The 22,163-nt window shown below is 39.7% G+C and carries 18 protein-coding genes; 4 read left to right on the top strand and 14 right to left on the bottom strand.

Annotation, left to right across the window (positions count from 1 at the left end; genetic code table 11):
* Nucleotides 1-103 precede the first annotated feature (103 nt).
* From pfkB to J2S11_RS17565, 9 genes are all read right to left on the bottom strand, one after another.
* On the bottom strand, nucleotides 104-1,018 hold the full coding sequence (pfkB, locus tag J2S11_RS17525) for a 1-phosphofructokinase (RefSeq protein ID WP_307396746.1): 915 nt from the start codon (nucleotides 1,016-1,018) through the stop codon (nucleotides 104-106).
* Nucleotides 1,015-1,767, bottom strand: a complete 753-nt coding sequence (locus J2S11_RS17530) for a DeoR/GlpR family DNA-binding transcription regulator (protein ID WP_307396747.1) — start codon at nucleotides 1,765-1,767, stop codon at nucleotides 1,015-1,017. The genes pfkB and J2S11_RS17530 overlap by 4 nt, the downstream gene beginning before the upstream one ends.
* A 345-nt stretch (nucleotides 1,768-2,112) precedes the next feature.
* Nucleotides 2,113-2,316, bottom strand: coding sequence for a tautomerase family protein (locus J2S11_RS17535; RefSeq protein WP_307396749.1), 204 nt, complete (start codon nucleotides 2,314-2,316; stop codon nucleotides 2,113-2,115).
* A 146-nt stretch (nucleotides 2,317-2,462) separates the two neighbouring features.
* Entirely contained in the window at nucleotides 2,463-3,815 is a 1,353-nt protein-coding gene (locus J2S11_RS17540; protein ID WP_307396751.1) for a multi antimicrobial extrusion protein MatE, read from the bottom strand.
* Between the two features lie 27 nt (nucleotides 3,816-3,842).
* Nucleotides 3,843-4,880, bottom strand: coding sequence for a GTP 3',8-cyclase MoaA (gene moaA / locus J2S11_RS17545; RefSeq protein ID WP_307396795.1), 1,038 nt, complete (start codon nucleotides 4,878-4,880; stop codon nucleotides 3,843-3,845).
* Nucleotides 4,881-4,940: 60 nt separating this feature from the next.
* A complete protein-coding gene (gene fdhD, locus J2S11_RS17550; RefSeq protein ID WP_307396753.1) occupies nucleotides 4,941-5,729 on the bottom strand; it encodes a formate dehydrogenase accessory sulfurtransferase FdhD in 789 nt (262 codons plus the stop codon).
* Between the two features lie 4 nt (nucleotides 5,730-5,733).
* Nucleotides 5,734-8,085 (bottom strand): FdhF/YdeP family oxidoreductase, encoded by a 2,352-nt coding sequence (locus tag J2S11_RS17555; RefSeq protein WP_307396755.1) that lies wholly within the window; start codon nucleotides 8,083-8,085, stop codon nucleotides 5,734-5,736.
* Nucleotides 8,086-8,301: 216 nt separating this feature from the next.
* The gene (locus J2S11_RS17560; protein ID WP_307396797.1) at nucleotides 8,302-8,661 is read right to left on the bottom strand and encodes a Na-translocating system protein MpsC family protein; all 360 of its coding nucleotides are present in this window, start codon (nucleotides 8,659-8,661) and stop codon (nucleotides 8,302-8,304) included.
* Nucleotides 8,662-8,774: 113 nt separating this feature from the next.
* Entirely contained in the window at nucleotides 8,775-10,043 is a 1,269-nt protein-coding gene (locus J2S11_RS17565) for an L-lactate MFS transporter (protein WP_307396798.1), read from the bottom strand.
* Nucleotides 10,044-10,573: 530 nt separating this feature from the next.
* Here J2S11_RS17565 and J2S11_RS17570 point away from each other — a divergent pair.
* Together J2S11_RS17570 and J2S11_RS17575 are read left to right on the top strand one after the other, a co-directional pair.
* Nucleotides 10,574-11,368, top strand: coding sequence for a YqaA family protein (locus J2S11_RS17570; protein WP_307396757.1), 795 nt, complete (start codon nucleotides 10,574-10,576; stop codon nucleotides 11,366-11,368).
* A 103-nt stretch (nucleotides 11,369-11,471) separates the two neighbouring features.
* Complete coding sequence (locus tag J2S11_RS17575; protein ID WP_307396760.1) at nucleotides 11,472-12,035, top strand: flavin reductase family protein; 564 nt, start codon at nucleotides 11,472-11,474, stop codon at nucleotides 12,033-12,035.
* Nucleotides 12,036-12,101: 66 nt separating this feature from the next.
* Here the strand turns inward: J2S11_RS17575 and J2S11_RS17580 are convergent, their stop codons facing one another.
* Both J2S11_RS17580 and J2S11_RS17585 read right to left on the bottom strand, forming a co-directional pair.
* Nucleotides 12,102-12,719, bottom strand: coding sequence for an alpha/beta hydrolase (locus tag J2S11_RS17580; RefSeq protein WP_307396763.1), 618 nt, complete (start codon nucleotides 12,717-12,719; stop codon nucleotides 12,102-12,104).
* Between the two features lie 86 nt (nucleotides 12,720-12,805).
* The gene (locus J2S11_RS17585) at nucleotides 12,806-13,789 is read right to left on the bottom strand and encodes a ring-cleaving dioxygenase (RefSeq protein ID WP_307396765.1); all 984 of its coding nucleotides are present in this window, start codon (nucleotides 13,787-13,789) and stop codon (nucleotides 12,806-12,808) included.
* 420 nt (nucleotides 13,790-14,209) lie between these two features.
* On the opposite strand from J2S11_RS17585, the gene J2S11_RS17590 reads away from it, so the two are divergent.
* Both J2S11_RS17590 and J2S11_RS17595 read left to right on the top strand, forming a co-directional pair.
* Entirely contained in the window at nucleotides 14,210-16,231 is a 2,022-nt protein-coding gene (locus J2S11_RS17590) for a stalk domain-containing protein (protein ID WP_307396767.1), read from the top strand.
* A 479-nt stretch (nucleotides 16,232-16,710) separates the two neighbouring features.
* Entirely contained in the window at nucleotides 16,711-17,640 is a 930-nt protein-coding gene (locus tag J2S11_RS17595; protein ID WP_307396769.1) for an aminoglycoside phosphotransferase family protein, read from the top strand.
* 69 nt (nucleotides 17,641-17,709) lie between these two features.
* Here J2S11_RS17595 and J2S11_RS17600 read toward each other — a convergent pair whose 3' ends face one another.
* Genes J2S11_RS17600 through J2S11_RS17610 form a run of 3 tightly spaced genes read right to left on the bottom strand, consistent with a single transcriptional unit; the run spans nucleotide 17,710 to nucleotide 22,094 of the window.
* Complete coding sequence (locus J2S11_RS17600) at nucleotides 17,710-18,744, bottom strand: LacI family DNA-binding transcriptional regulator (protein ID WP_307396771.1); 1,035 nt, start codon at nucleotides 18,742-18,744, stop codon at nucleotides 17,710-17,712.
* Nucleotides 18,745-18,804: 60 nt separating this feature from the next.
* Complete coding sequence (locus J2S11_RS17605; protein ID WP_307396773.1) at nucleotides 18,805-20,916, bottom strand: ADP-ribosylglycohydrolase family protein; 2,112 nt, start codon at nucleotides 20,914-20,916, stop codon at nucleotides 18,805-18,807.
* Between the two features lie 29 nt (nucleotides 20,917-20,945).
* Nucleotides 20,946-22,094 (bottom strand): ADP-ribosylglycohydrolase family protein, encoded by a 1,149-nt coding sequence (locus J2S11_RS17610; RefSeq protein ID WP_307396774.1) that lies wholly within the window; start codon nucleotides 22,092-22,094, stop codon nucleotides 20,946-20,948.
* Between the last annotated feature and the right edge of the window lie 69 nt (nucleotides 22,095-22,163).

A 22,163-nucleotide genomic window follows, 5' to 3' on the forward strand; every position in this document is an offset into this window, starting at 1 on the left:
TTAGCTTCTTCTATTATCTAACCTCCCAAGATGATTAACTTCCTGAGCTTATTATGCTTATGCCTTTAAACCTATTAGGCTTCCTAAGCCATTGCTTCTACCTTTACTCCTTCACTTGAACCTCCACATAAGGTAGAAGTTCTTGCACCTTCTCTACTGTACATAAGTCCTGTGAAAAAGCTGTTGCACTACCAGCAGCTACTCCCTGTCTAAAAGCTTCAAGGATATTCCCATCCTTAGCAAACACGGATAAAAATCCAGCCACCATCGAATCACCTGCACCTACTGAGTTTATTACCTCTCCTTGTGGCACAGAAGCGAAGGCCGTGATTTCCTTTCCTACTAACACAGCTCCTAATCCACCAATGGAGACCAGCACATATTCTGGACCTCTTTGGAGGACTTCCTTCCCATACTTAGCTGCATCCTCTAATGTTTTAATGGGAACTCCAACAAGTTCTCCAAGCTCATGCTGATTAGGCTTAATCAAAAACGGACGATAGCGGAGTGTATCCGCTAAAGCTATTCCAGATGTGTCCAAAACAAAGGGAATATTGTGCTTCAAACAATGCTCCGCTAGCTTTGAATAAAAGTCTTTAGGAACAGAAGTAGGCAGACTACCAGCTAAAACTAATATGTCTTTTTCAGTCAGCTCTCCAACCTGGCTTAATAGCTTGAATTGCTCAGATTCAGGAATTTGAGGTCCTGTACCATTCATTTCAGTCTCCTGATTAGCCTTCAGCTTAATATTAATCCTCGTTGTTCCTTCAAGCTCTATACAGCGATTCATAATTCCTTCTTGATCTAAAAACTGTCGAATATATTCGCCTGTAAATCCTCCAAGATAACCGAGTGCCACACTCTCCGATCCTAGCCTTTTTAAAACCCTTGAGACATTAATTCCCTTCCCGCCTGGATAAAACGCTACTTTTTCAGATCGATTTAATTGACCTAGCTTTACTTCATCAAGCTCCATGACATAATCAATAGAAGGGTTTAACGTACACGTGTAAATCATGATGTCACAACCTTTATTGTAGTTTTTGAAGATAAAGCAGTTTGTAGATATTCCTCAAGCTGATTGGTTATAATTGTAGCTTGATTTATATCTGCAATCCTAGCAAAAGTAACCTCTTGGAACTTCGTGTGATCGGCTAGAACGTAAGTAGCCTGCGACATGTTCATAACCGTTTTCTTGACCTTTGCTTCCTCTGGATCAGGAGTAGTAAAGCCATACATCTCATGAATGCCATTGACGCCAATGAAGCTTTTATCAAAGCGAAAGCCTTCGATTGTCTCAATCGCTCCACTGCCAATAAGGGCTCTCGTCTTTGGCTTAACAAACCCTCCTACGACATACGTATCAATTCCTTGCTCTAATAGCACCTCCAAATGAGTTAATCCATTCGTTACCACTTTAATTCCCTTGGCCTGAATGAATTTGATCAACTGATAAACTGTTGTTCCCGCATCTAAGTAGATACAATCTCCATCGTGAATGAGGGTTGCGGCATAGGCCGCAATCTCTTCTTTCTCTTGCAGGCTTTTCGTAGCTTTTTCTGAAATGCTTGGCTCCTCTCCTTTTTGCTGAAGCAGCGCTGCTCCTCCGTGGACACGCTTCAGCTTCCTCCCCTTCTCTAAGGAGCTTAAATCTCTTCGGATAGTTGACTCTGAAGCCGCTGTAACATCAATGATTTCTTGCAGTTTAACGACCTTTTTAGCTTCAAGAAGCTCCATGATCGCTCTATATCTCTCAGGTGTAAGCACCGTATCACTTCCTTAGATATCTTCAGTTTAATGTAAATAGATTATAGTTCTATACCCCTATCATAAAGTAAACCCTTTCATTCTTCAATCAACATCCTTCAAAAACAATTAAAATAAATCATAACCAATCAATTTCGTTCATCCATATCAAAGCCTAACCCTTCGTTTTAAGAACTATTTTTACAGCACTAAATTGGATATATATGTTAACATAGAGGAAATTGTGAAGAAATGCACTTAAGCTAACGAAGCAGGTTAGTTTAAGTGCATTTCTTTACAATCATAATGAAAAGCCGATTCCATTAGGAAAATCGGCTTTTCTGCTTTATTAAATAAGAATTTAAATTACTGACCATTTTTTCTTCTAACAGTTATTGTTTCTCCAGCAACGCCCCAATTATCAGTATCTACTTCATCAATAACTACAACAGTTGTATTTGGCTTTTTACCTAATACATCAACTAGTAATTGTGTTGCTCCCTTAATAAGCTCAGCTTTTTTTTCTGGTGTAACATTCTCATTTGTAATTTTAATATTTACGTACGGCATTCATAATCCCTCCTTCAATTTGATTTAATAGGTGAATTTCTAAGTTTGGCATTCGGTCAAATCGAATACCGCTTACAAGTAATGCTGAACCAATAAATACTACGCTAGCTGCTCCAATCAAGGCTGAATTAAAACTTTTATTCGAGTTAAGGGTGTCTAACTTTATTCATTGCTTTTTGCTGCGCACTTTTTCGTTTTAACGCTGCTCTATTTTTATAGAAGAATACAAGAATCACTAGCAATTCAACCAAAAAGCCAATGGATTGAGCCAAAGCCCCAATGCTTCCAGACCAGCCAGACAAATAGCTCACACCAATGATTAATACGAGAATAGTTCCTGTAAGATTGGTTGCTTGAGAAGCGATCATAAATCTAGTCTGCCCTTTTAGCATTAATAATCCGTTACAGAAGTCTAGATATGGAAAGACCAAAGCCATAATCATAAAGACCTTCATACATTGCAAGGTAGCCTCTAAAAGCCTTTCGTTTAAACCTAGTATATGCTCAAGCCCCCACGCTCCTATAGGGGTATAGCAAAGTAAGGCAAGCAAAAGAAATGGAACTAATCCAAGAGCAAAGCTAAACTGCATAACCTTTCTTGCATTCTGACGGTAGAAGTTAAGTACAATCTGATGAGTATAAGAAAAAAAGCTAAGAACCAGCTGTGTAAAGCTAAGCGCTAGGGCATAAGAGGCAATAGCCAGCTCCATGTCAGAGAGATTCCCTAAAAAAGCATTAATACTTGGTCCAATCAATACCGTAAAAAGAGTAGACAATACAAGGGGATAATAGAAGATCATAATATTTCTTTGCGTAGCAACAGGCTGATTGGGTCTTTCGCTAGGAAGCTCTTTTATTAACCTCCGTCCTTCCCAGGCACTTATAGCACATTCCACAATCATTCCTACTAGGAAAATAATAGCCCCTGTACGACCATCAATTTGACCTGTGCTGAGAAAATAAAGGGATAGAGCATACATGATGAGCAGACGAATGACCATCCCAATCGTTAGCCATTTGGTTTTTCGATTTGAAATGATAATCCCATGATACAAGCAGCGTAACGCTGAAAATATGGTCACAAAAAGAAGGATACGGTAGGTGTTCTGAATCTCCTCTACCATCTCTCTTCCCGCCCCAAACAACGTCAAATAAATCCAATTACCTAGTGGTGTATAAGCAATTGTCATGGCGACCAAAAATAAAAGAAGAATGACATATACCGTCACTCTAAACATATTATGAAAGGATTTCTGATCTTTAATTAAGGCAGAGCAAGTCTGTCTGAGCAAAACAGCCGATTTTTCCGTGAATACAAAGATACTCATTGCGATCGCATAGCAGGCAATCACAAACTCTGCCTGCTCTGATCTAGCTAAAGTACTATTGATAATCACATGAGACAATGTGACTAAGCTTGCCGAAAAGCCCAATGGAATAAAGAACAAGAGCAATGTCCTTGTACGTAACTGTTCCTTTTGTTCTAAAAGTTCCTTCAACCGCTCCACCTTCAAACTTTTGATTGTTTAGCCACCGATGTGTGACATCTCTACTTTTCTATCTTTCTTTATTGTATCATTTGAACGAAGCTCTGAGTAGCGGTCTTCTCGTTTATTCCAAGTTGTTTGAATGAAGCTGATCAGCTTTTGATCAGACGTGTCGCTTCGAAGCTGTTCACGCAAATCTGTTCCTTGACTTGCAAATAGACAGGTATATAACGTGCCGTCAGCAGATATTCTTGCTCTTGTGCATGTAGAGCAAAAGGTCTGTGTGACAGAGGAAATAAAGCCTACCTCTTTATCTGTCCCTTTGTAGCGATAGCGTTTGGCCACCTCACCAGTATAATTGGACTCAAGTGGCTCAAGTGGAAGCTCCTTATGAATCATCTCCTGAATCTCTTTGCTTGGCACAACCTGATCTAAACGCCATTTGTTCGCATTCCCTACGTCCATAAATTCAATAAATCTTAGAATATGTCCTTTTTCGAAAAAGTAATGAGCCATAGGTAGAATATCCTGGTCATTCACACCTCTTTGTACAACCATATTCACTTTAACCTGTAAGCCTGCTTCCTTAGCCGCCTCAATTCCTTCTAGAACAGGCTTTGTTTTAAAACCTCTACCGTTGATCGCACCAAAGGTTTTGTCATTCAAGCTATCTAAGCTTACAGCAACACGCTGCAAGCCTGCCTTTTTCAGATCATGAGCATGTCTTTTCAGTAAAGAGCCGTTTGTCGTTAAAGCAATATCCTCTACTCCTTGAATAGACGCTAATTGTTGAATGAGCTGAGGGAGATTTCTTCTCAGCAGTGGCTCTCCTCCGGTAATTCTAAGCTTCTTTACCCCGATAGATACAAATAGTCGAGCTAGACGCTCAATCTCATCAAAGCTCAACAACTTGTCTTCCTGTAAGAAAGGATAATCTGCTCCGAAAATCTCTTCAGGCATGCAGTATCTACACCTAAAATTACACTGATCTGTTACCGATATTCGCAAATCACGAAGAGGGCGACCCAGTTGATCTACAACTGAAGCGCCTGCTTCTGTGTTTGGATTAGTATCCATATGTGCACGTTGCATTGTACTGTGTTTGTCTTCGCTGTTCATCGTCATTTCGTCACTTCCTTAGCACACGATTCGTTCAGGATGAGTATAAATATTCATTCTCTGATCTCTGATGAAACCAACCGTTGTAATCCCTAAATCCTCTGCTAGCTCGAGAGCAAGGTTAGACGGAGCCGATTTTGAGAGAAGAATTCCTACCCCTATTTTAGAAACCTTTAGCACTACCTCTGAGGAAATTCGTCCACTAAAAACGATAATCTTATCCTTCATACTTATTGAATGCTGCAGGGTATGACCATAAATTTTATCCAAAGCGTTATGTCGCCCAATATCCGACCTTGTTACTAGTAGGCTGGAAGCGTCACTTAGCGCAGCATTATGCAATCCACCCGTTTTTTGAAAATCCTCAGAGCTCTGCTGCAATTGCTTCATTAATGCTATACATTGATCTGCCGATATCTGATTTCTGGTCATAATCGTTTTTGCTGTTTTGGCATCATTTAAGAAATAGAACTGTCTGCTCTTTCCGCAGCAGGAGCCAATCACTCTTTTTGAAACCATTGTTTTGTTTACGTTTCTCTTGTTTTGTAACTCAATATAGGCAAATCCAGCTGTTTTGTCAATAGATAGGGATTCGATATCCCCGTAGGACTGGATAATGCCCTCTGACGCTAAAAAGCCGACAATCAGGTCCTGAACATGCGTTGGTGTACAAACCATAGTGGCAAATTCTTCACCATCTAAATGGACGGTAAAAGGGTATTCCAGCACAATTTCATCCTCAAAGGAGGAGCGCTCCCTTCCATCATACTTATAAGCAGACCAACGAGTAATGACATCCTCAGACATCGAATCATCCCACCTCGGTTTCAAGCTCTTCAATTCTTTTTTCTACATAACGCAAATCCTTTTGGGCATGAAACATCTCCGCCTTTTCCACAATGACAGCCGTATTGTATTCAGGAATCCCGGCATACTTTTCATAAACACCCTTAGGAATTAAATTATTCCCTTCCGGCCAGTGAACTTGAACATTACCATCCTTTACATTTTCAAGCTTTGCTTTCCCCTGGAAGGTTCCATATTTATTGTAGACAACGATCGCATCCCCTTCTTGAATACTTAAGGATTCAGCGTCCTTCTTACTAAGCAAAACGTCATAGCGATCTGCGGCATTAAACGGATCCTTGTCACTATAAACCATCGAGTTAAACTGCTTACCTCGTCTTGTTGTGACATAGAAATGTCCCTCCGATTTTCTTAGCTCTGGAAGTTGTATAGGAAGTAGATTTCCCCTTCCGTCTGGTGTCGGGCACTCACCGTCTTCACACAACCATGCTCCTCCCCATTGGAACACGTCTCCACGATTCTTCAAATTCTGGATACCCTCATAATTCGGAGAAGCCTTAGCAATTTCCTGGCGAATCTCATGAGCATTATTAAACCATATCAAATCCTTTTGCTCTGGCTTTACACGTGCCGCTAGATCCATATAAATCTCCCATTCAGCACGAGCCTCCTCCATACGCGGACCTTTGATTTCAGGTGAAAAATAAACCATACGTTCAGTTGATGTTGATGTTCCTCCACCAGGCTGCTCATAGCGTGTCATGGCTGGTAAAACAAGTACCGTTTCCTTAGCATCAACTAAGGTAGACGTATTAAAAATAATATCCTGATGGACACGAAGCTCCACACTCTCCAAGCATTGATGAATAAATTCTGGATCAGGCATCGTTTCTAGGAAGTTTCCACCTGACGTATAGAACAGCTTTAGTTTATTCGGCTGATCATCCTCTAGAAGAGCATTTTCTAGCGTGACACCAACAATATCTCCCTGCCAATCAGGAAGCTTAAAGCCCCAGATCTTTTCAATCCTTTGAATGTCATCCCCTTTAAATTCACCACCCGGTAAACTGAAAGGATCAGCTCCCATTTCACCCGAGCCCTGCACACCACTATGACCCCGAATTGGCATTAGCCCACAATGCTCACGTCCTAGAAAACCTCTTAATAAAGCAAGATTAGCAACCTGAGAAATATTGTCGGTAGCAAATCTATGCTGAGTTAGCCCCATGCTCCAAACAAAAACAGCAGACTTAGACTTCGCCAGAAGCTTGGCGAATTCTCCCATCCTTTCTTTTGTTAAACCAGAGGACTTTTCAAGGAGCTCCCACTCCTGCTGCATGATATGCTCTCTTAGCTCCTCTATCCCATTAGTATGCTCTTTGATAAATCCATGGTCTAAAGCTGATCCAGGCTCCTGTTCCTCCATCTCAAACCAATGCTTCATAACTCCATTCATAAAGGCTATATCTCCACCGATATTAACCTGATAAAAGTCATCCGCTAATTTCGTCCCAAACAATGCTGATTCAGCCACAGAAGGTATCCAATAATTATCCATCGCTGGCTCATGATAAGGATTAATACAAATGATTTTTGTGCCTTTTCTTTTAGCTGCATACATGTATTTTGTTGAAACTGGCTGATTATTAGCGGCTACACTGCCCCAGAATACCAAAACGTCTGTACCAATCCAGTCCTTGTAATTACAGCTTGAAGCTCCTATTCCAACACTACGCTTTAATGCTGTTTTGGACGGAGAGTGACAAATCCTCGAAGCGTTATCAATATGGTTCGTTCCAAGGAAACGTGCTGTTTTGGCTGCCACATAATAGGATTCGTTTGTAATACCACGGGCCGTTAGATAGAAAGCGAGCTGTTTAGGATCTATTTTTTTAATTTTATTAGCAATTGTATTTAAGGCATCGTCCCAAGAGATTCGCCTAAAGGATCTTTCTCCTTTTTCACGGATTAGCGGGTACGGTATACGCCCAAGCTTTCTAAGCTGTGTGCTATCCATGGCACGCAGCTTATCAATATCAGCATGGAGAACATCAGATTTCATGGCAGGCATAGTATTTAGCCGGAGTACGTTTAATCTCGTCGTACAAATATGTGGTCCACTAAGAGTTTGATCATATAAGCCAGAAACACCAAGCGCACAGCCATCACATACACCCTGTGTTAGGATTCGTGTTGCGTACGGTAAATTATCTTTGTTTTCCCATGCAACCTTTATAGTTTCTCTAATGTGATGGGGTTTAATTTTTCCTAATCCAAACGGAACTTTACTAACCCATAGCTTTGAATCTGGTGTACTAGGAAGCTTTGTTGGTCCTGTGTGCTTTGTTTTACCCATGATATTCACCTCAAATTAATTTTAAAAATATAGAATAAGTGCTATTACGACGTATAAAGAATAACGTATAATCCCACTATTAAAGCGTTTCCACACCCAATTTTGAATGGAAATAAAGAGATAAAAAACCGCTAAGATACTACCGTCTCCAAAAACGATAACAGTCTACAGCGGTTAGTCTTAAGCAGGTTCGCTACCAAGTGCCAACGGCAATCACTATGCTTTAAATTTCTTCTCGATGTCTTGGTCAAAAATAAAGATGGACATCCCTAGGTCTTTATCGATATCAATATCTACAAACAAATCTACAAAATTAGCTCCTAGCAGTTCTTCCATTTCAACCGGCCGATTATTCCTGTACATCTCCTTGACCATTCCAGTTCGAGCAGCACGCAACATCTCTTTTCCTTGTTCGGCTGTGGCAATAAATTTTTCTACTGGTGAAAGGTTCCCTTCCATTTCACATATCGCCCAATTTTTACAGAAGGTGGTCAATACGCGACTTGGCCCTTTTCCCATATGTCGTTTACGAAAAGCTTTTACTAAATTGCTAAATTCAGCCTCATATCTATTCATCATTTCTCTATGGTCCTCTTTGTTTATCTATAATAGTCTATTGCACTCCGTAACAAAATTCTATTTATCTTCATAACACATAGTATAACAGAAATATACGTTTCATGCTTGAACTAGCTTACCTCAACTGGTGTGTGACCCTTCGCTTTCTTTTCATTCTTCTCTTGTAGCCTTCGTATATCTACTCGGATTAACAGAGAAACAGCTAAAGCAACGACAAACATGCCAGCAAAAAATGTTAAACTTCCGGCGTAGCTACCTGTTGTATCCTTGATCCAAGCAGCAAACATAGGTCCGACTAGTCCTGCTGCTGCCCATGCCGTTAGAATATATCCATGGATCGCTCCTAATTGCTTCGTTCCAAACAAATCTCCTATATAAGCCGGTATGGAAGCAAATCCTCCACCATAGCACGTATAGACGATGGTAAGCATAACAATAAATAACAGCTGATTACTCGTATAAGGTAAGAGAGCAAACATAACAATTTGCAGGACGAAAAACGCTGTATACGTATTAGGTCGGCCGATATAGTCAGATAAGGAAGCCCAGCCGATACGACCAAGACCGTTAAATACTCCAATCGCACCAACCAAGGCAGCAGCAGCAACCATATCAATGCCAATACTCTCCATCGCTAATGGCTTGGCTACAGCTAAAATAGCGATCCCACATGTTACATTAATAAATAGCATAATCCATAAGTACCAAAAACGGCGAGTTTTTACCGCCTCATTTGCCGTCAGCTGTGAAAGATCTAGCTTAGCCTTTGCCTTACCAGCTTGAACCTTTTCTTTAAATCCTTCTGGCATCCATCCCTCTGGTGGCTTTTCTAAGTATAAAGAAGAAAATAGCATAATAACAAAATAACTGATCCCGAGAATGTAGAAGGTCCATTGCACCCCGACAGATTTAATTAAAGCATCCATGGCAGGGCTACTAATTGCTGCCGCAAAGCCAAAGCCCATAATTGCTAAGCCTGTAGCAAGTCCTCTGCGATCAGGGAACCACTTAACAAGGGTGGAAACTGGAGCAATATACCCCACTCCTAAGCCTATACCTCCAAATACTCCGTAGAATAAATACAATAGCATCCTCGATTCAAAGAGTACAGCTACTCCTGACCCAACAATACCAATCCCGAAGAATGTGGCCGCTAGTAACCCAGCCTTTCTAGGTCCGTATTTTTCTACAAAATGCCCTAGAAAAGCGGCAGATAGGCCTAAAAATAAAATAGCAAGACTAAACGTAAACGCAACCTCTTGATCCGACCAGCCAAACATACTTTTCAATGGATCTGTAAAGTTACTCCAAGCGTAAACTGAACCTATTGAAATATGAATTCCTACTGCAGCAATAGCGATTAACCAACGATTTTTCAATTTCCCCATAATGTCCCACCTTTATTATTGTTTCAAAAATAAAATAACCCCCGCATAAAAAAGAGACGTAATGACTCTTTCTTTTAACGAAGGTTAGCTTGTGACAGGAGCGCTATCCAATACCAACATGGCTTCATTTTTTTGGAATTCCAAATAAAAAAGACAAAGTAGATAAGTTTAGCTGGTGACAGGGTCTCTGTTCCATACCAAAAGTTCTACTATTTGTCACAATTCTATCAAGAAAGCGCTAGCATTTCAATCTTTTTTCTGAACTGCTTTGTTCGGCATGAAATTTACATAAAAACTATCCATAATCAAGCATATTACTTAATATAATCCTAAAGACATGATATAATTTGGATGTAAACATTTTATAAGACCAGAGTCTTAGTCAATGTACACCAAGAGTTCCTATGAAAATTAAGTATGAAAAGGTATAGTTATCTATATGATATATATAAGAGTCGGAGATAAAGTTGTACAGTCGGGCTTTATTGACGGTATTAGACATGCGAGAGGAGCCTGTACTTATGTTTCAAAGCTTTTTAGATTTTTTAATGGAGTTCGGAGTTTGGGGACTTGCCATCCACTCCTTCATTGATGCGGTTATTTTTCCGATTCCCGCATTTTTCCTTCAAGTTTCTCTAAGCTTGATCAATCCCTCTCAAGCTCTATGGTTTGCAACAGTCGGTTTTATTGCTTGTCTACTTGGTACACCTGTAGGTTATCTGATAGGTAAACTATTAGGGAATAAAGTCCTATATAAAATTCTTAAAAAAGAATGGATTGATTCTGCAACTAAACTCTTTAAGGAGAAGGGCGAGGCTGCCATCTTGATCGGTTCCTTTACTCCTATCCCCTTTAAAGTGTTTACTATTATGTCTGGTTGCCTTAATTTCCCTCTTTGGCGTCTTATGGCTTACGCTGCGGTAGGAAGAGCAACAAAGTTCTACGTTGTTGGAGCCCTGTTCTACTTTTATGGGCGCGCTGCGGAAGGAATGGTAAAGGATGTTTCTTTGTATATCTTTCTAACTGCGGTACCTATCATCCTTTTAATCATGTTCGTTAAGAATCGCCTAACGAAAAGAAAAAACAAAAAATTAGCAGAGCAAGCATCGACTAATGGACAAAATGATATTCATAATGATTCATCTCTAGCGAGCCAACAGCAAGCTGTTTCAACAGACAAATCTTCTCTGGAAGCTGAAGCAACAACTCAAGAAAACAGTGATTTATCTAACGATCAGGACTCATCTACAGCCAATGATCATCTATCTGAGGATGATAATGAGGATGAAACTGAATCAGCACGTACCAAAGGGTAATGGTCATAATCGATTAGTTCTTGAGCGTAGCTACAGGAGTTAATCGATTTTTACATGAATTTATTAACTAATGATAACTCACTAAGAAAGGAATAGATAAATCTTGAGACAACCAATTGACCTTCCTCGTTCTTATTCCTATCCTGGCATGGTAGCGATTGTTACTTCAAATTCTGATGGCATACATAACATAATGGCATCCGGTTGGCATACTTATGTGGGCTCTAGCCCAGCTATTTATGGAATTTCATTACGTAAGGAAACGTTCTCTTACGAATTAATTCAAAAAAGCGGCATGTTCGGAGTAAACTTTTTACCGGCGAATCGATCGGAGTGGATTCAATCAGTTGGAACCTTTAGCGGGAGAGAAATGAATAAGTTTGAACAGCTTGGTATTGAGTATGAAGCAGGGCTAAAAGTTGATGTCCCTATACTCAAGGATGCCTATTTTGCTTATGAGTGTAAAGTAACTGACATTCTAACTCACGGAGACCATGAATGGATTACTGGTGAAGTTCTACAGACCTATATGGATATAGATATGTTTACGGAGTCAGGTATACCCGATTTTACTAAGCTCCATATCCCACTCTATTTGGGCAGATCAACCTATAGTATTTTAGATCATGAGGTGAAGCAAGCCTTTCATCCTCTTCGTTTGAAATAAAAAGAAGCTCCATCTTTTCAGTTCTGTGTAATGGAACAACGACTGAAAGATGGAGCTTATCTACTTCTAGCTTTGCTTAACTTCCTCGAACCAATTTCTTGCCTGCTCTATTTCTTCTCTAGTTAGCTGATGTCCTCCCTCAGTCCAATACTCTGTAACAGGAGATTTAGCATCCTGAAGCCCTTTAACTAGCTCCTTCGTCTCTTCCATTGGAATTAAAGGATCATGTTTCCCTGCACCTATAAAAACGGGTGCACCTGAAAGATCAGGAAGATTAACTCCACGCAATGGAACCATAGCATGAAACAATATAGCCCCTCGAAGGGAATTCTCGTGGAGATATAACAAACTTGCGGCGATATTTGCTCCATTGGAGTAGCCAACAGCATAGACCTGATCACGCGTAAACGTGTATTTAAGCGCCATTTCGTCAAGAAACGTATGAAGCTCCTTAGTCCGCTTTATCAAGTCCTCTTCGTCAAAAACACCCTCTGCTATTCTACGAAAAAAACGAGGCATTCCGTTCTCCAAAACATTCCCTCTTACCCCTAATACAGAAGCAGTCGGATCAATCATTTGGGCAATAGGAAGTAAGTCTCTTTCGTTTCCTCCTGTCCCATGGAGCAGAAGTAGAACTGGAGCCTTTTCATCTTCTCCCTGTATAAAAACATGCTCATGATTCATTGTACTCTCCACCTTTCACCCTTACTTTCCCTTCTTTATAACTAAACCAAGATGCTTTTATTACTGGCACATCCCAAATAAAGATTTTATGCTTCTTTCGTATCCAAAGGCTTTAGCTTAGCTTCAATCTCTTCACGCTGATCCTCGAAATATGGAGGTAAAGCAAGGTTCTCTCCTAAGCTTTCGAATGGCTCATCTCCTTCAAAGCCTGGTCCATCAGTAGCAAGCTCGAACAGAATTCCATTAGGCTCTCTAAAGTAAAGAGATTTGAAGTAATATCGCTCTACAAATCCAGAGTTAGGAATACGTAAATCATTCACTACCTGAATCCATTTATAAAGCTCCTCCTCACTCTCCACTCTAAAGGCAACGTGATGAACACTTCCACGACCTGAACGTTCTGGAGAAAGGTCAGTCCGCTCCTCTAAATGAACCTCGGCACCCGTTCCCCCTTCACCCGTCTCATAGACAATAATATCTGGCTGCCCCTCTACCTCTGAAGGATAGGAACCTTTTTCAGAGAAACCAAGCACACTGGTTAGGACCTTAGCTGTTTGTAAAGCTTCAGGTACGGTTAATGTAACGGGTCCTAGGCCACGGATGCCATGCTCATTAGGAATTGGACTTTTTTCCCATGGTACCCCTCCTTCTACTCCTCGATTATGCTCATCGGAGACAAGAACAAGTCGTTGTCCTTCAAAGTCCTGAAAGGCTAAAGTAGCTCTGCCTGTTTGATGAGAAATTTCGTCGTGTTCAACACCATATTGATCAAAACGCTCTTTCCAGTATTGAAGAGAAGCATTACTTGGAACTCTTAGGGATGTAGCACTTATACTTCTTGATCCCGGGTAGGTCTGCCCAGCGTTAGGAATTTCAAAAAACGTTAGATCAGTACCAGGATTCCCTCTTTCATCTGCATAAAATAAATGATATACACTTGTATCATCCTGATTAACCGTTTTTTTAACTAAACGTAAGCCCAACACTTGTGTATAGAACTCATAATTTTTCTTAGCGTCAGCTGTAATGGCTGATACGTGATGTTGTCCTTTTAATGGTTTTACAGTCATCATAGTCACGTCCTTTAGCTTATTTTTTTCAACAATTGGAAGAAGTCTTCTAGATCATCTAACTAAAATTGTACACAATGTAGGATAGTTTTTCCAATTCCCTTGCATTAAAACTATGTTTTTAGAATACGGCAGCAAATAACTCATGATTCAATTCTGTTAAATTAACTAAATAATTTATAGTTACTATCTTAAAGTAAAGATATTAAATTGTCAAAGGTTTATCTTTTTTACCGTATACACTCTAAATCTTAATGGCAACACTGTAGATAAACCAATAATTCTTTGTAAAGTTTTTGCCAACATCAACCATATATCCTGCAACTTTTTTCGCATTTGTAAGTCTATATATTTGAGTCATCTTCATACAAACTACCAAAAGGTACATGACCTACAAGATGAAAAAAGGAGACAGAGATAATGAAAAAGGTAATGTCGAAGTGTACGAAAGTGGGGGTCACCTGTACGCTTCTTGGAACACTCTTACTTCAAGGGCCAACGGGAGTAGCCGTTGCAAATCAAACTAATCTATCCACAAACCTTACAGCAACTCAAGACAAATTGATCATGAGACAGGATAGCAAATCAATGAACTTTAACGGTCAAACCGTTCAAGCAGCACAGCCAATTACCCTTAAAAACAATATGAACTATATTCCACTTGCAAGCGTTGCTAAGCTATATGGCTTTGAAATGACTTATCAAGCAAGCACCAAGGAATCAATCGCTAAAAGTGGTGACCTTGAATTTCGTTTCAAAATTAATTCTAGAGATATCAAAGTGAACGGTACAACGATTCAATCACCAGCACCTATGTATGTCCAAGATGGTAGCTTAATGATTCCTATTCGTACATGGGCTGACTTAACAAAGAGCAAATTCTCAGCCTCTGGCTCTGAGTATACATTCAGCTGGAGCTCAGCTCCTCAAGCAGCGTTTGAAGTGGAGCAGGACGCTATTTATGCCACTCAAACAAGAGTCACATACAAGGATAAAGCCACTACATTTGCTGGAAGAAAAATCGTTGATGAGCGTTGGGAAGGAAACTTAAATATTTTCCAAAGTTCAGGTACATATGTGATTTCTCGTTCTGTTAAAGATAGCAGCGGAAAATGGAGCGATCCTTACGAGGTAACCATCCAAGTTCGTGAGCCTAACCAGCCTCCTGTGGCAGACTTTAGCACGGATTTAGAAGAGTACCGAATGGGTGAACGTATCATTTATACGGATCTATCCACAGATGATGAGAATAGTATTGTTCGTACAACGTGGACTGGAAATGAACTTGCTTTCTTTCATCCTGGTGAGCATGAGGTCACCTTAGAGGTTGAAGATAAACATGGATTAACAGATACGATTACTAAAACGATTACAGTTACAGATGAGGTTCTATACACAAGAGATGCGTTCTATCGTCTATTTACACCAGTAGGAGAAAAGTTTCCAATTGGTGGAGCTGAGGTATTAACGTATGAAACGGTTGAATACCAAACATATAATGAAAAAACACCTCTTGTTCTAAGTAACAGTCCAGAAACATTACATGGAAATAATGGTATCGCTTATCAGGATAAGCTTTCTGGAAAATTCTACTTTAATGCCCATAACAAAAACGGTTCGAATGAAGATCTAATGGTTTACCTAGTAGCTACTAACAACGGAAATACAAGCGCTACAGTTGAAACTCGTTCTTTGGGAATAGGTGGACCTACATTATATGTTTCCACAAGTGGAAAGCTTGGACTATCTAGATTTTTAGCATCATGGTCTAAACAAACGGATAAAAAGTCAGTAACAGTTCCTGCTGGAGAGTCAAAAATCGTTCTTCCAGAGCTAAGTGCTGTTCCACTCAAGCCAGGTCTTACTATTACGTCCCATGCTGAAATGTACGCTAGTAAAGAGCTTACGTTTACTGTGGTTGTCTTAGATCCAGGAAAGGATCCACTTAACGCTATTCCTTATTTATACCCTCTACAAAGAGATACACATATGAGAGGAACGTTTGAGGAAGGTGTACGTGTTATTGAAATTGATGAATATTTAGGTGAGACTCCTAAGCGAGTTGTTATCGGTGATAATAGACAGGATCAGTTTATCGCAGGTATTGATCCTTTAACTGGACGTCCCGAAACAAACCGTGGAAACTTTGGCTTAATGTACAGTATGAAAGTATATGTAGCTCCTAATACACTTATTGCCTTAAACCCTCGTGGTGGCCATTACGCTGGAGCGTTTCTAGTTAATGGGAAAGTAGTGAATACAACAGATAAAAGTATTCTTCAGAATGCTAACGAAGCTGCTGTTCTGCATAGAACGGGAAATCGTGCTGAAACGGTGGATATTTCCTTCTCTATCGCTTCAGGTAGTAATTTACCTTTAAGTATGCTCTTCCTCCCTTTGAATCAGGATCAAGAGCAAGAAGCTGAAAATGGAGATGAGTAATTAAGCACCTGCACCTATTCATAAAATTTTCATTGATAAACAAAGTATCAAGTATAATTGTGCCATCCAAACGTTGCTCCGTTTGGATAGCACTTTCTTTTTATCCAACTAGCTTGAGAATCATCCAAGTGGGTGAGCTATGAATAAAATTGATACCGTTATATTCGATTTAGATCAAACCTTACATGCCATTTTTCAGCTTTCACACAAGTAATTATTATGCTGATGCTATTTGTAAGGATTTTAGAGATATCCCTGAGTTAATCAATCAACTTATGTAGTGTATTTTTGCACTTAAATGACTGAGCCTACTCAATTCAGATAAAAATAGGTGAAGAATTCAATCTTTCATAATTTGAATGGAGCTTTTATAGATCCTTTAAAAGTTAACCAAAGTATGAATGAAAAACAATGACAGAGAAATGAAGGTGGTCAACCTTTAGTATCTCACCTTCTTTCCGGATAAATGAGGTAAAGATATGAATAGTCTAGAACAAACTTTGAAGCAGAGTTATGGTATTAAATCCAACCATATAGAATCAAGACAAGGAGGGTGGGCTGCCCTTGCCTATGAAGTATCAGATGGCAAAAGTGTATATTTCTTAAAGGTTTACGAAAAAAGTCGAGCGTCCACACCGAAATTAACAGCTCTAATAGATCAATATTCTCCTATCCTTGTTTGGTTAGAACAAGAAACAGATTTAGCAGGTAAAATCCCAGTTCCTCTTCTTACAAAAGACGGGAATTATAAGTGTGAAGATAAGGACAATATTTACCTTCTTTATAAATTTATTAACGGTCAGACTATTGGAGAAGATGAGTTATCAGAACAACAAATTTTAGAGTTCTCAAATATCATTGCAACACTGCATTCTTATGGAGAAGAAATACCTGTTTCAACTAAGGGTATTATTGAGGATTTTGATATTCCATTTCTAGAGGATTTAGAGAAGGTTCTTCATAGAAATGAAATACAGCTACCGAGGGATTTAAGAGATTTAATAGTAATTTATAAACAAGATGTAATTCAACGTATTCAAGATGTTAAAGAGTTATCTATCAAATTAAAGAGTAAACAACTCAATATGTCCCTTTGTCACTTTGATTTGCACAATTGGAATTTGATGCAGGCAAAAAGGTTAATGTTAATTGATTGGGAAGGGCTGAAAATTGCCCCAGTAGAAGCAGACATTATGTTCCTTACTGATAAGCCTTATTTCAATGAGTTTATGAGCATCTATAAAAGTATCCATGAAGATTACACTATAAATCAGGATGCTCTTCAATTTTATAAAATTAAAAGGAATTTGGAGGATATATGGGAGTTTATAGAGCAAATCTTATTTGAAGATATTGATTCAGAAGCAAGAGAAGAAGCTCTTTCCTATCTAAATCAGCTAATGGAATAAAATAAAGAGCATGGGTGCCTCCATGCTCTATTTCTTATTAAATTAACTTATAAAGAAGCCTTTGTGAACCTACTCATTAGAATTCCTTCTAAACCCAAGTGTTGACTCTCTTTTCACAAGCTGAACCTCAAGCTCATGATTAAGTGTCTCATCCACTTTATTCTCTATCAGATGAATAAGTTTAGTTGTAGCCGTCACACCAATGTCATAGATTGGCTGGACGATCGTACTGATTTCAGGCTCAATCATTTCTGTTAGCTTAATGCCGTCAAAGCCGATAATGGCTACATCATCTGGCACTTTAATTCTCAGAGCCTTTAATGCTTTTATGGCACCAACTGCCATCAGGTCATTCGCAAAGAAAATGCCATCCACATCCTTATGCTCACCAATTAACTGATCCGTTAGCGTCCTGCCACTCTCTAAGGTGAAATCCCCTTCATAAATAATAGGTTCAAGACCAGAATATACTGCTCTAAGATGATCCTCAAAACCTCTCATTCTCTCTATAGAGGGAAGTAAGGACTGTGGTCCGCTAATATGAGCAATTTTACGACATCCAATCTCCTTCAAATGTTCAACAGCCATAATCGCCCCTTTATAATTATCAATTCCAATAGAATTTGATGATTCTGTAAAGGCAGCTCGGTCAATTCGTACGAAGGGAATTTGCAAGGCTTCTAAATCCTTAAGAGCTTGTTGATCAAATTGAAATGAGGCTAAAATAAACCCATCAACATATCGATTTTGAAATCCTCTCCAAAAGCTATTGCTTTGAAGCTCTTCTTCCTGTGTATTCACTAAAATAATGTTGTATCCTTTTTCTTTAGCTACCTGTTCAATGGCAATAACTAAGTCAGGGAAGAACGGATTAGTGATATCTGGAATAATTAAGGCTATCGTATTCGTTTTTTGTTTGGCCAACCCTCTAGCAATTTCATTCGGTTTGTAATCGAGTCTGTGCATAACCTCTTTGAGCTTTTTTTCCGTTTCCGTACTGATATAGCTCGTATTGTTGAGATATCTAGAAACAGTAGCCACAGATACACCAGCCTCTCTAGCCACATCACGAATGGTCACCTTACTCTTCTTCACTTTATCCATAACCCTCTTCCCTACTCATAATATCAATTAATTTTATTTTCAACGTTTTATTTTCAACGATTACTCTGATGCATGCTCTTGGATAGTCACTGAAGCAAATTCTGTCTCCGCCTGCTCAAGATGTCCAAAACCAAACATTCCATATTTAAAGCTACTGTCTTCTACAGTTAACACTTCTTTATCATTAATCCATAAAGTGATCTGACTGCCCTTAACAATGAGCTTAAACAAATAAACCATGTGGGGCTTCCACTCGAAGCTCACCGTTTTCAGGCGAGTATGCCCAAAATCATTTTTAATAACAGAAACCTGATCCTGTCCATCAAAGCCTACTAGATAATGACGCTGAATTCCTTGTGCTCTTGCAAGAAGCATATGACTCTGTCCACGAAGGGGTTTAAGCGTGACTTCTAACGTCAAATCCTCCGAATAGTAGTTACCTGAGTAGGAGGAGGATTCATCCTCTGATCTCCCCTTCAGCCATCCACCTTGTAGCGTCCACTCTCCCCGATTATGAGAGAATGGTGTAATACATTTAAATTCCTCATATTGCTTGGAAAAGTCGATTTTATAATGAGCCTGTCCATAAATTCTAAATTCATCAAGATAGAGACAGCCTAACGCTCGATTTACTAATGGAGAAGGGCTTTCAATTAAAAAGCCTACCTCATCAATGATAGCACCGTCCGTCTCTGGAATAGTAAACTCAATCGTGTTCCATTCCTGATTCTTTAGCGTTACGGGTACCAAGGCTATTTCTTTTTTGCTATACGTTTCTCTAACATAAGGAGTTAGGATGATATCCTCTCCCTCCCATTTGTCGAGGAATATCTTAGCTGATACCTGCTGACCACTATTTGCCTGTGGGGCAAATGTAGGCTTATATCGTTCATCATTAAAATCCTCTCTCCGATAAAAGGATTTATAGAATATTTTTCCTTTCTCGCCTTCTACCATTCTATCAAAAACAACCTCTAAAGAGCCACTACTTTCGTAGCCAACCTTATCGCTAGCCTGTAAAATAAGCTTTGTTGTGTCTGTACGGAAGCCATGAGTAGCTCCTGGTAGGTTAAAATCAAAGTAAACCTCTCCATTCTTTACAGCCTGCTGTAGCTCTTGTTGTGGCTCCTCCTTAGCTAAACGATAGCCTAATAAAGCGACCTCCTTAGAAAATGTAGGGATATCCAAAATATTTAAATACCCTGACACACTTGAGGTTACAATAAAATCGTTAATTGGCTTGCGATAATGCTGTGGTATATTGTTAATTCCAGCTAATACGCCTACAATCGTGCCCACATTTCCTGCGTTACAGTCAGTATCCCAGCCACACATCGTGGCTATTTCCACAGTCCTTGAAAAATCCCCTGCCCCATAAAGTAAGGCAAGAATACATACTCCTGCGTTCGGGATAATATGACACACTCCAGTATATTTATCGTAGCCCCACTCTTCCTCTAAATAGCTTCGACAGGCTCTAAAATCATTAGGCTGCTGCTTATGAAAGTCCTGTACAGCACGAACAACCTGAGCATACGTGCTATCGTTAGGGATGGTATTTAATCCAGCTTCAATAAGCTGATCTACAGTTACATTCTCTTCGAACGCTTTAGCAATACAGGCGGCCATAAATCTCGCTCCGTATAGCCCATTTCTATCATGGGATACACTCGCAGCTTTTTCCGCATAATCTGCTGCTTTATCTATCTGACTCGGGAACAATAACCCCCATGTATCAATAAAAATTTGCCCACCAATTTGCTCAGCCGCAACCAATCCATTTACTTCTACTGATCCCGACCTAGGAGCTTGAATCCCTCTCTTTAGATTCATATAGGAAGTATGCTCAGTGCTGACTCCTTCTCCACCCCACCAGAACATTCCTATACCTTCTCTAGCGTAGTTAAGCCATGCTTTCCCTACATCCTCGGCCTGAAGCTCCCTATCCTTGGCATCATCATAAAGCGCACGAATGAAGAAAACAGGACCGTTTGCATCATCGTCAGCAGCAAAATTTTTGTAATCCTTTACATAGCCTGTAATATCTCCATATATCTGTTCAATTCTTTGGTCTGTCCATACAGGAGGCTCAACTGGAGCACCTAGCCTTATCCCAACATTCATCCCTAAAAATCCTGCATAAATTTTCTCTACATATCCTTCTGGTATCATTCCATACACCTCCATAAATCGTTCATCACCTATAGTAAACTCGTACGTTTTTGATTTAATTCAATGTCATCCATAATAATCTTTCTAGCGACCTCAGTGAACTGATCAGCTCGTTCCATTAAATTTAATCTATTGGTCTCTTCAAGCAGAGCAATATCCTCATCCTTCAAAGCCTTATATCCATACCTAGCACCTAAAATAACACCAATCATGACACCAATAGAATCTGTATCTCTCCCAGAATTAATGCCATCATATAATGCTTCGTATAAATCCCCATCATGCAAAACGATATACGCCAACGCTAATGGAAGCTCTTCAATTGAAAATAGACGACTTGGTGTATAGTGATTAGATGGAACACCTATTTTCTCTAGCTTCCGATGCACATCATCACCCATAGGTGAGTACTTAGCTATAATTGAATGGAACACGTGAACAACCTTATCTCTATCTTCCTTCTCTGATCGTAACTCTCTTGCAGCATCGGTCAGTTCCTTAATTGCTGCTTTTGTTCCATCCTTGGCATACTTTAGTGCTGTCTCTACGATTTCATCTACTGTTCCTTCTCCATCAAATGCTTTAGCTACACAAGCGGCAAGAACACCGGCTGCTTCCAGTCCGTAGCTACTCTGATGCCCCATAGCAAAAAGAATTGCTTCATCGTAGGCAGCCCTAGGATTTCCGGCATTGACAATACCAATCGGGGCTATATACATGGCTGCGCCACAATTGATCATATTACCTACACCTGCTTCACGTGGGTCACAGTTTGCTAGAACATGACGCATAAAAATATATTTTTCAGGATAAAAAAGCCTATCTATGATCAAAGCTTCCTTACCGAACTCAGGAACATAGATTTTTCTATAGGCAATTTCTTTAACAAACTCATTGCCACAATCATACGCGTCCACATGACGCTGTTCTATGTTATAAACGTTCATTAGAGCAATAGTCATAAGCGTATCGTCCGTTACTATTCCATGACCTCTTTGCCTACCCAACGTTACTTCTACAGGTTCATTTTCCTTCCACCAGCTTGTTCTGAGTGTTTCCACTCGCCCGTATTTTTCCCGAATTTGATCATAGCTCAGCTTCTCAACGGGAGCACCCATAGCATCTCCCAAGGCTGTACCCAAAATAACCCCTCTCACTCGATCCTGAAACGTTAGCATATACAAAAACTCCTTGCTTCTGATTTAATATGACTTACCGTATAGAAACGGGGGACGCTTATTTTCTCG

It is taken from the genome of Bacillus horti, from assembly GCF_030813115.1.
Lineage (GTDB): Bacteria > Bacillota > Bacilli > Caldalkalibacillales > JCM-10596 > Bacillus_CH > Bacillus_CH horti.

What these genes read in the sequence shown, in the direction of transcription:
- J2S11_RS17610 (WP_307396774.1), bottom strand. Translation starts at nt 22,094, where the DNA reads ATGCTAACGTTTCAGGATCGAGTGAGAGGGGTTATTTTGGGTACAGCC.
- J2S11_RS17600 (WP_307396771.1), bottom strand. Translation starts at nt 18,744, where the DNA reads ATGGATAAAGTGAAGAAGAGTAAGGTGACCATTCGTGATGTGGCTAGA.
- J2S11_RS17580 (WP_307396763.1), bottom strand. Translation starts at nt 12,719, where the DNA reads ATGAATCATGAGCATGTTTTTATACAGGGAGAAGATGAAAAGGCTCCA.
- fdhD (WP_307396753.1), bottom strand. Translation starts at nt 5,729, where the DNA reads ATGTCTGAGGATGTCATTACTCGTTGGTCTGCTTATAAGTATGATGGA.
- J2S11_RS17570 (WP_307396757.1), top strand. Translation starts at nt 10,574, where the DNA reads ATGTTTCAAAGCTTTTTAGATTTTTTAATGGAGTTCGGAGTTTGGGGA.
- J2S11_RS17605 (WP_307396773.1), bottom strand. Translation starts at nt 20,916, where the DNA reads ATGATACCAGAAGGATATGTAGAGAAAATTTATGCAGGATTTTTAGGG.
- J2S11_RS17555 (WP_307396755.1), bottom strand. Translation starts at nt 8,085, where the DNA reads ATGGGTAAAACAAAGCACACAGGACCAACAAAGCTTCCTAGTACACCA.
- J2S11_RS17590 (WP_307396767.1), top strand. Translation starts at nt 14,210, where the DNA reads ATGAAAAAGGTAATGTCGAAGTGTACGAAAGTGGGGGTCACCTGTACG.
- J2S11_RS17560 (WP_307396797.1), bottom strand. Translation starts at nt 8,661, where the DNA reads ATGAATAGATATGAGGCTGAATTTAGCAATTTAGTAAAAGCTTTTCGT.
- J2S11_RS17595 (WP_307396769.1), top strand. Translation starts at nt 16,711, where the DNA reads ATGAATAGTCTAGAACAAACTTTGAAGCAGAGTTATGGTATTAAATCC.
- J2S11_RS17585 (WP_307396765.1), bottom strand. Translation starts at nt 13,789, where the DNA reads ATGACTGTAAAACCATTAAAAGGACAACATCACGTATCAGCCATTACA.
- moaA (WP_307396795.1), bottom strand. Translation starts at nt 4,880, where the DNA reads ATGGATACTAATCCAAACACAGAAGCAGGCGCTTCAGTTGTAGATCAA.
- pfkB (WP_307396746.1), bottom strand. Translation starts at nt 1,018, where the DNA reads ATGATTTACACGTGTACGTTAAACCCTTCTATTGATTATGTCATGGAG.
- J2S11_RS17535 (WP_307396749.1), bottom strand. Translation starts at nt 2,316, where the DNA reads ATGCCGTACGTAAATATTAAAATTACAAATGAGAATGTTACACCAGAA.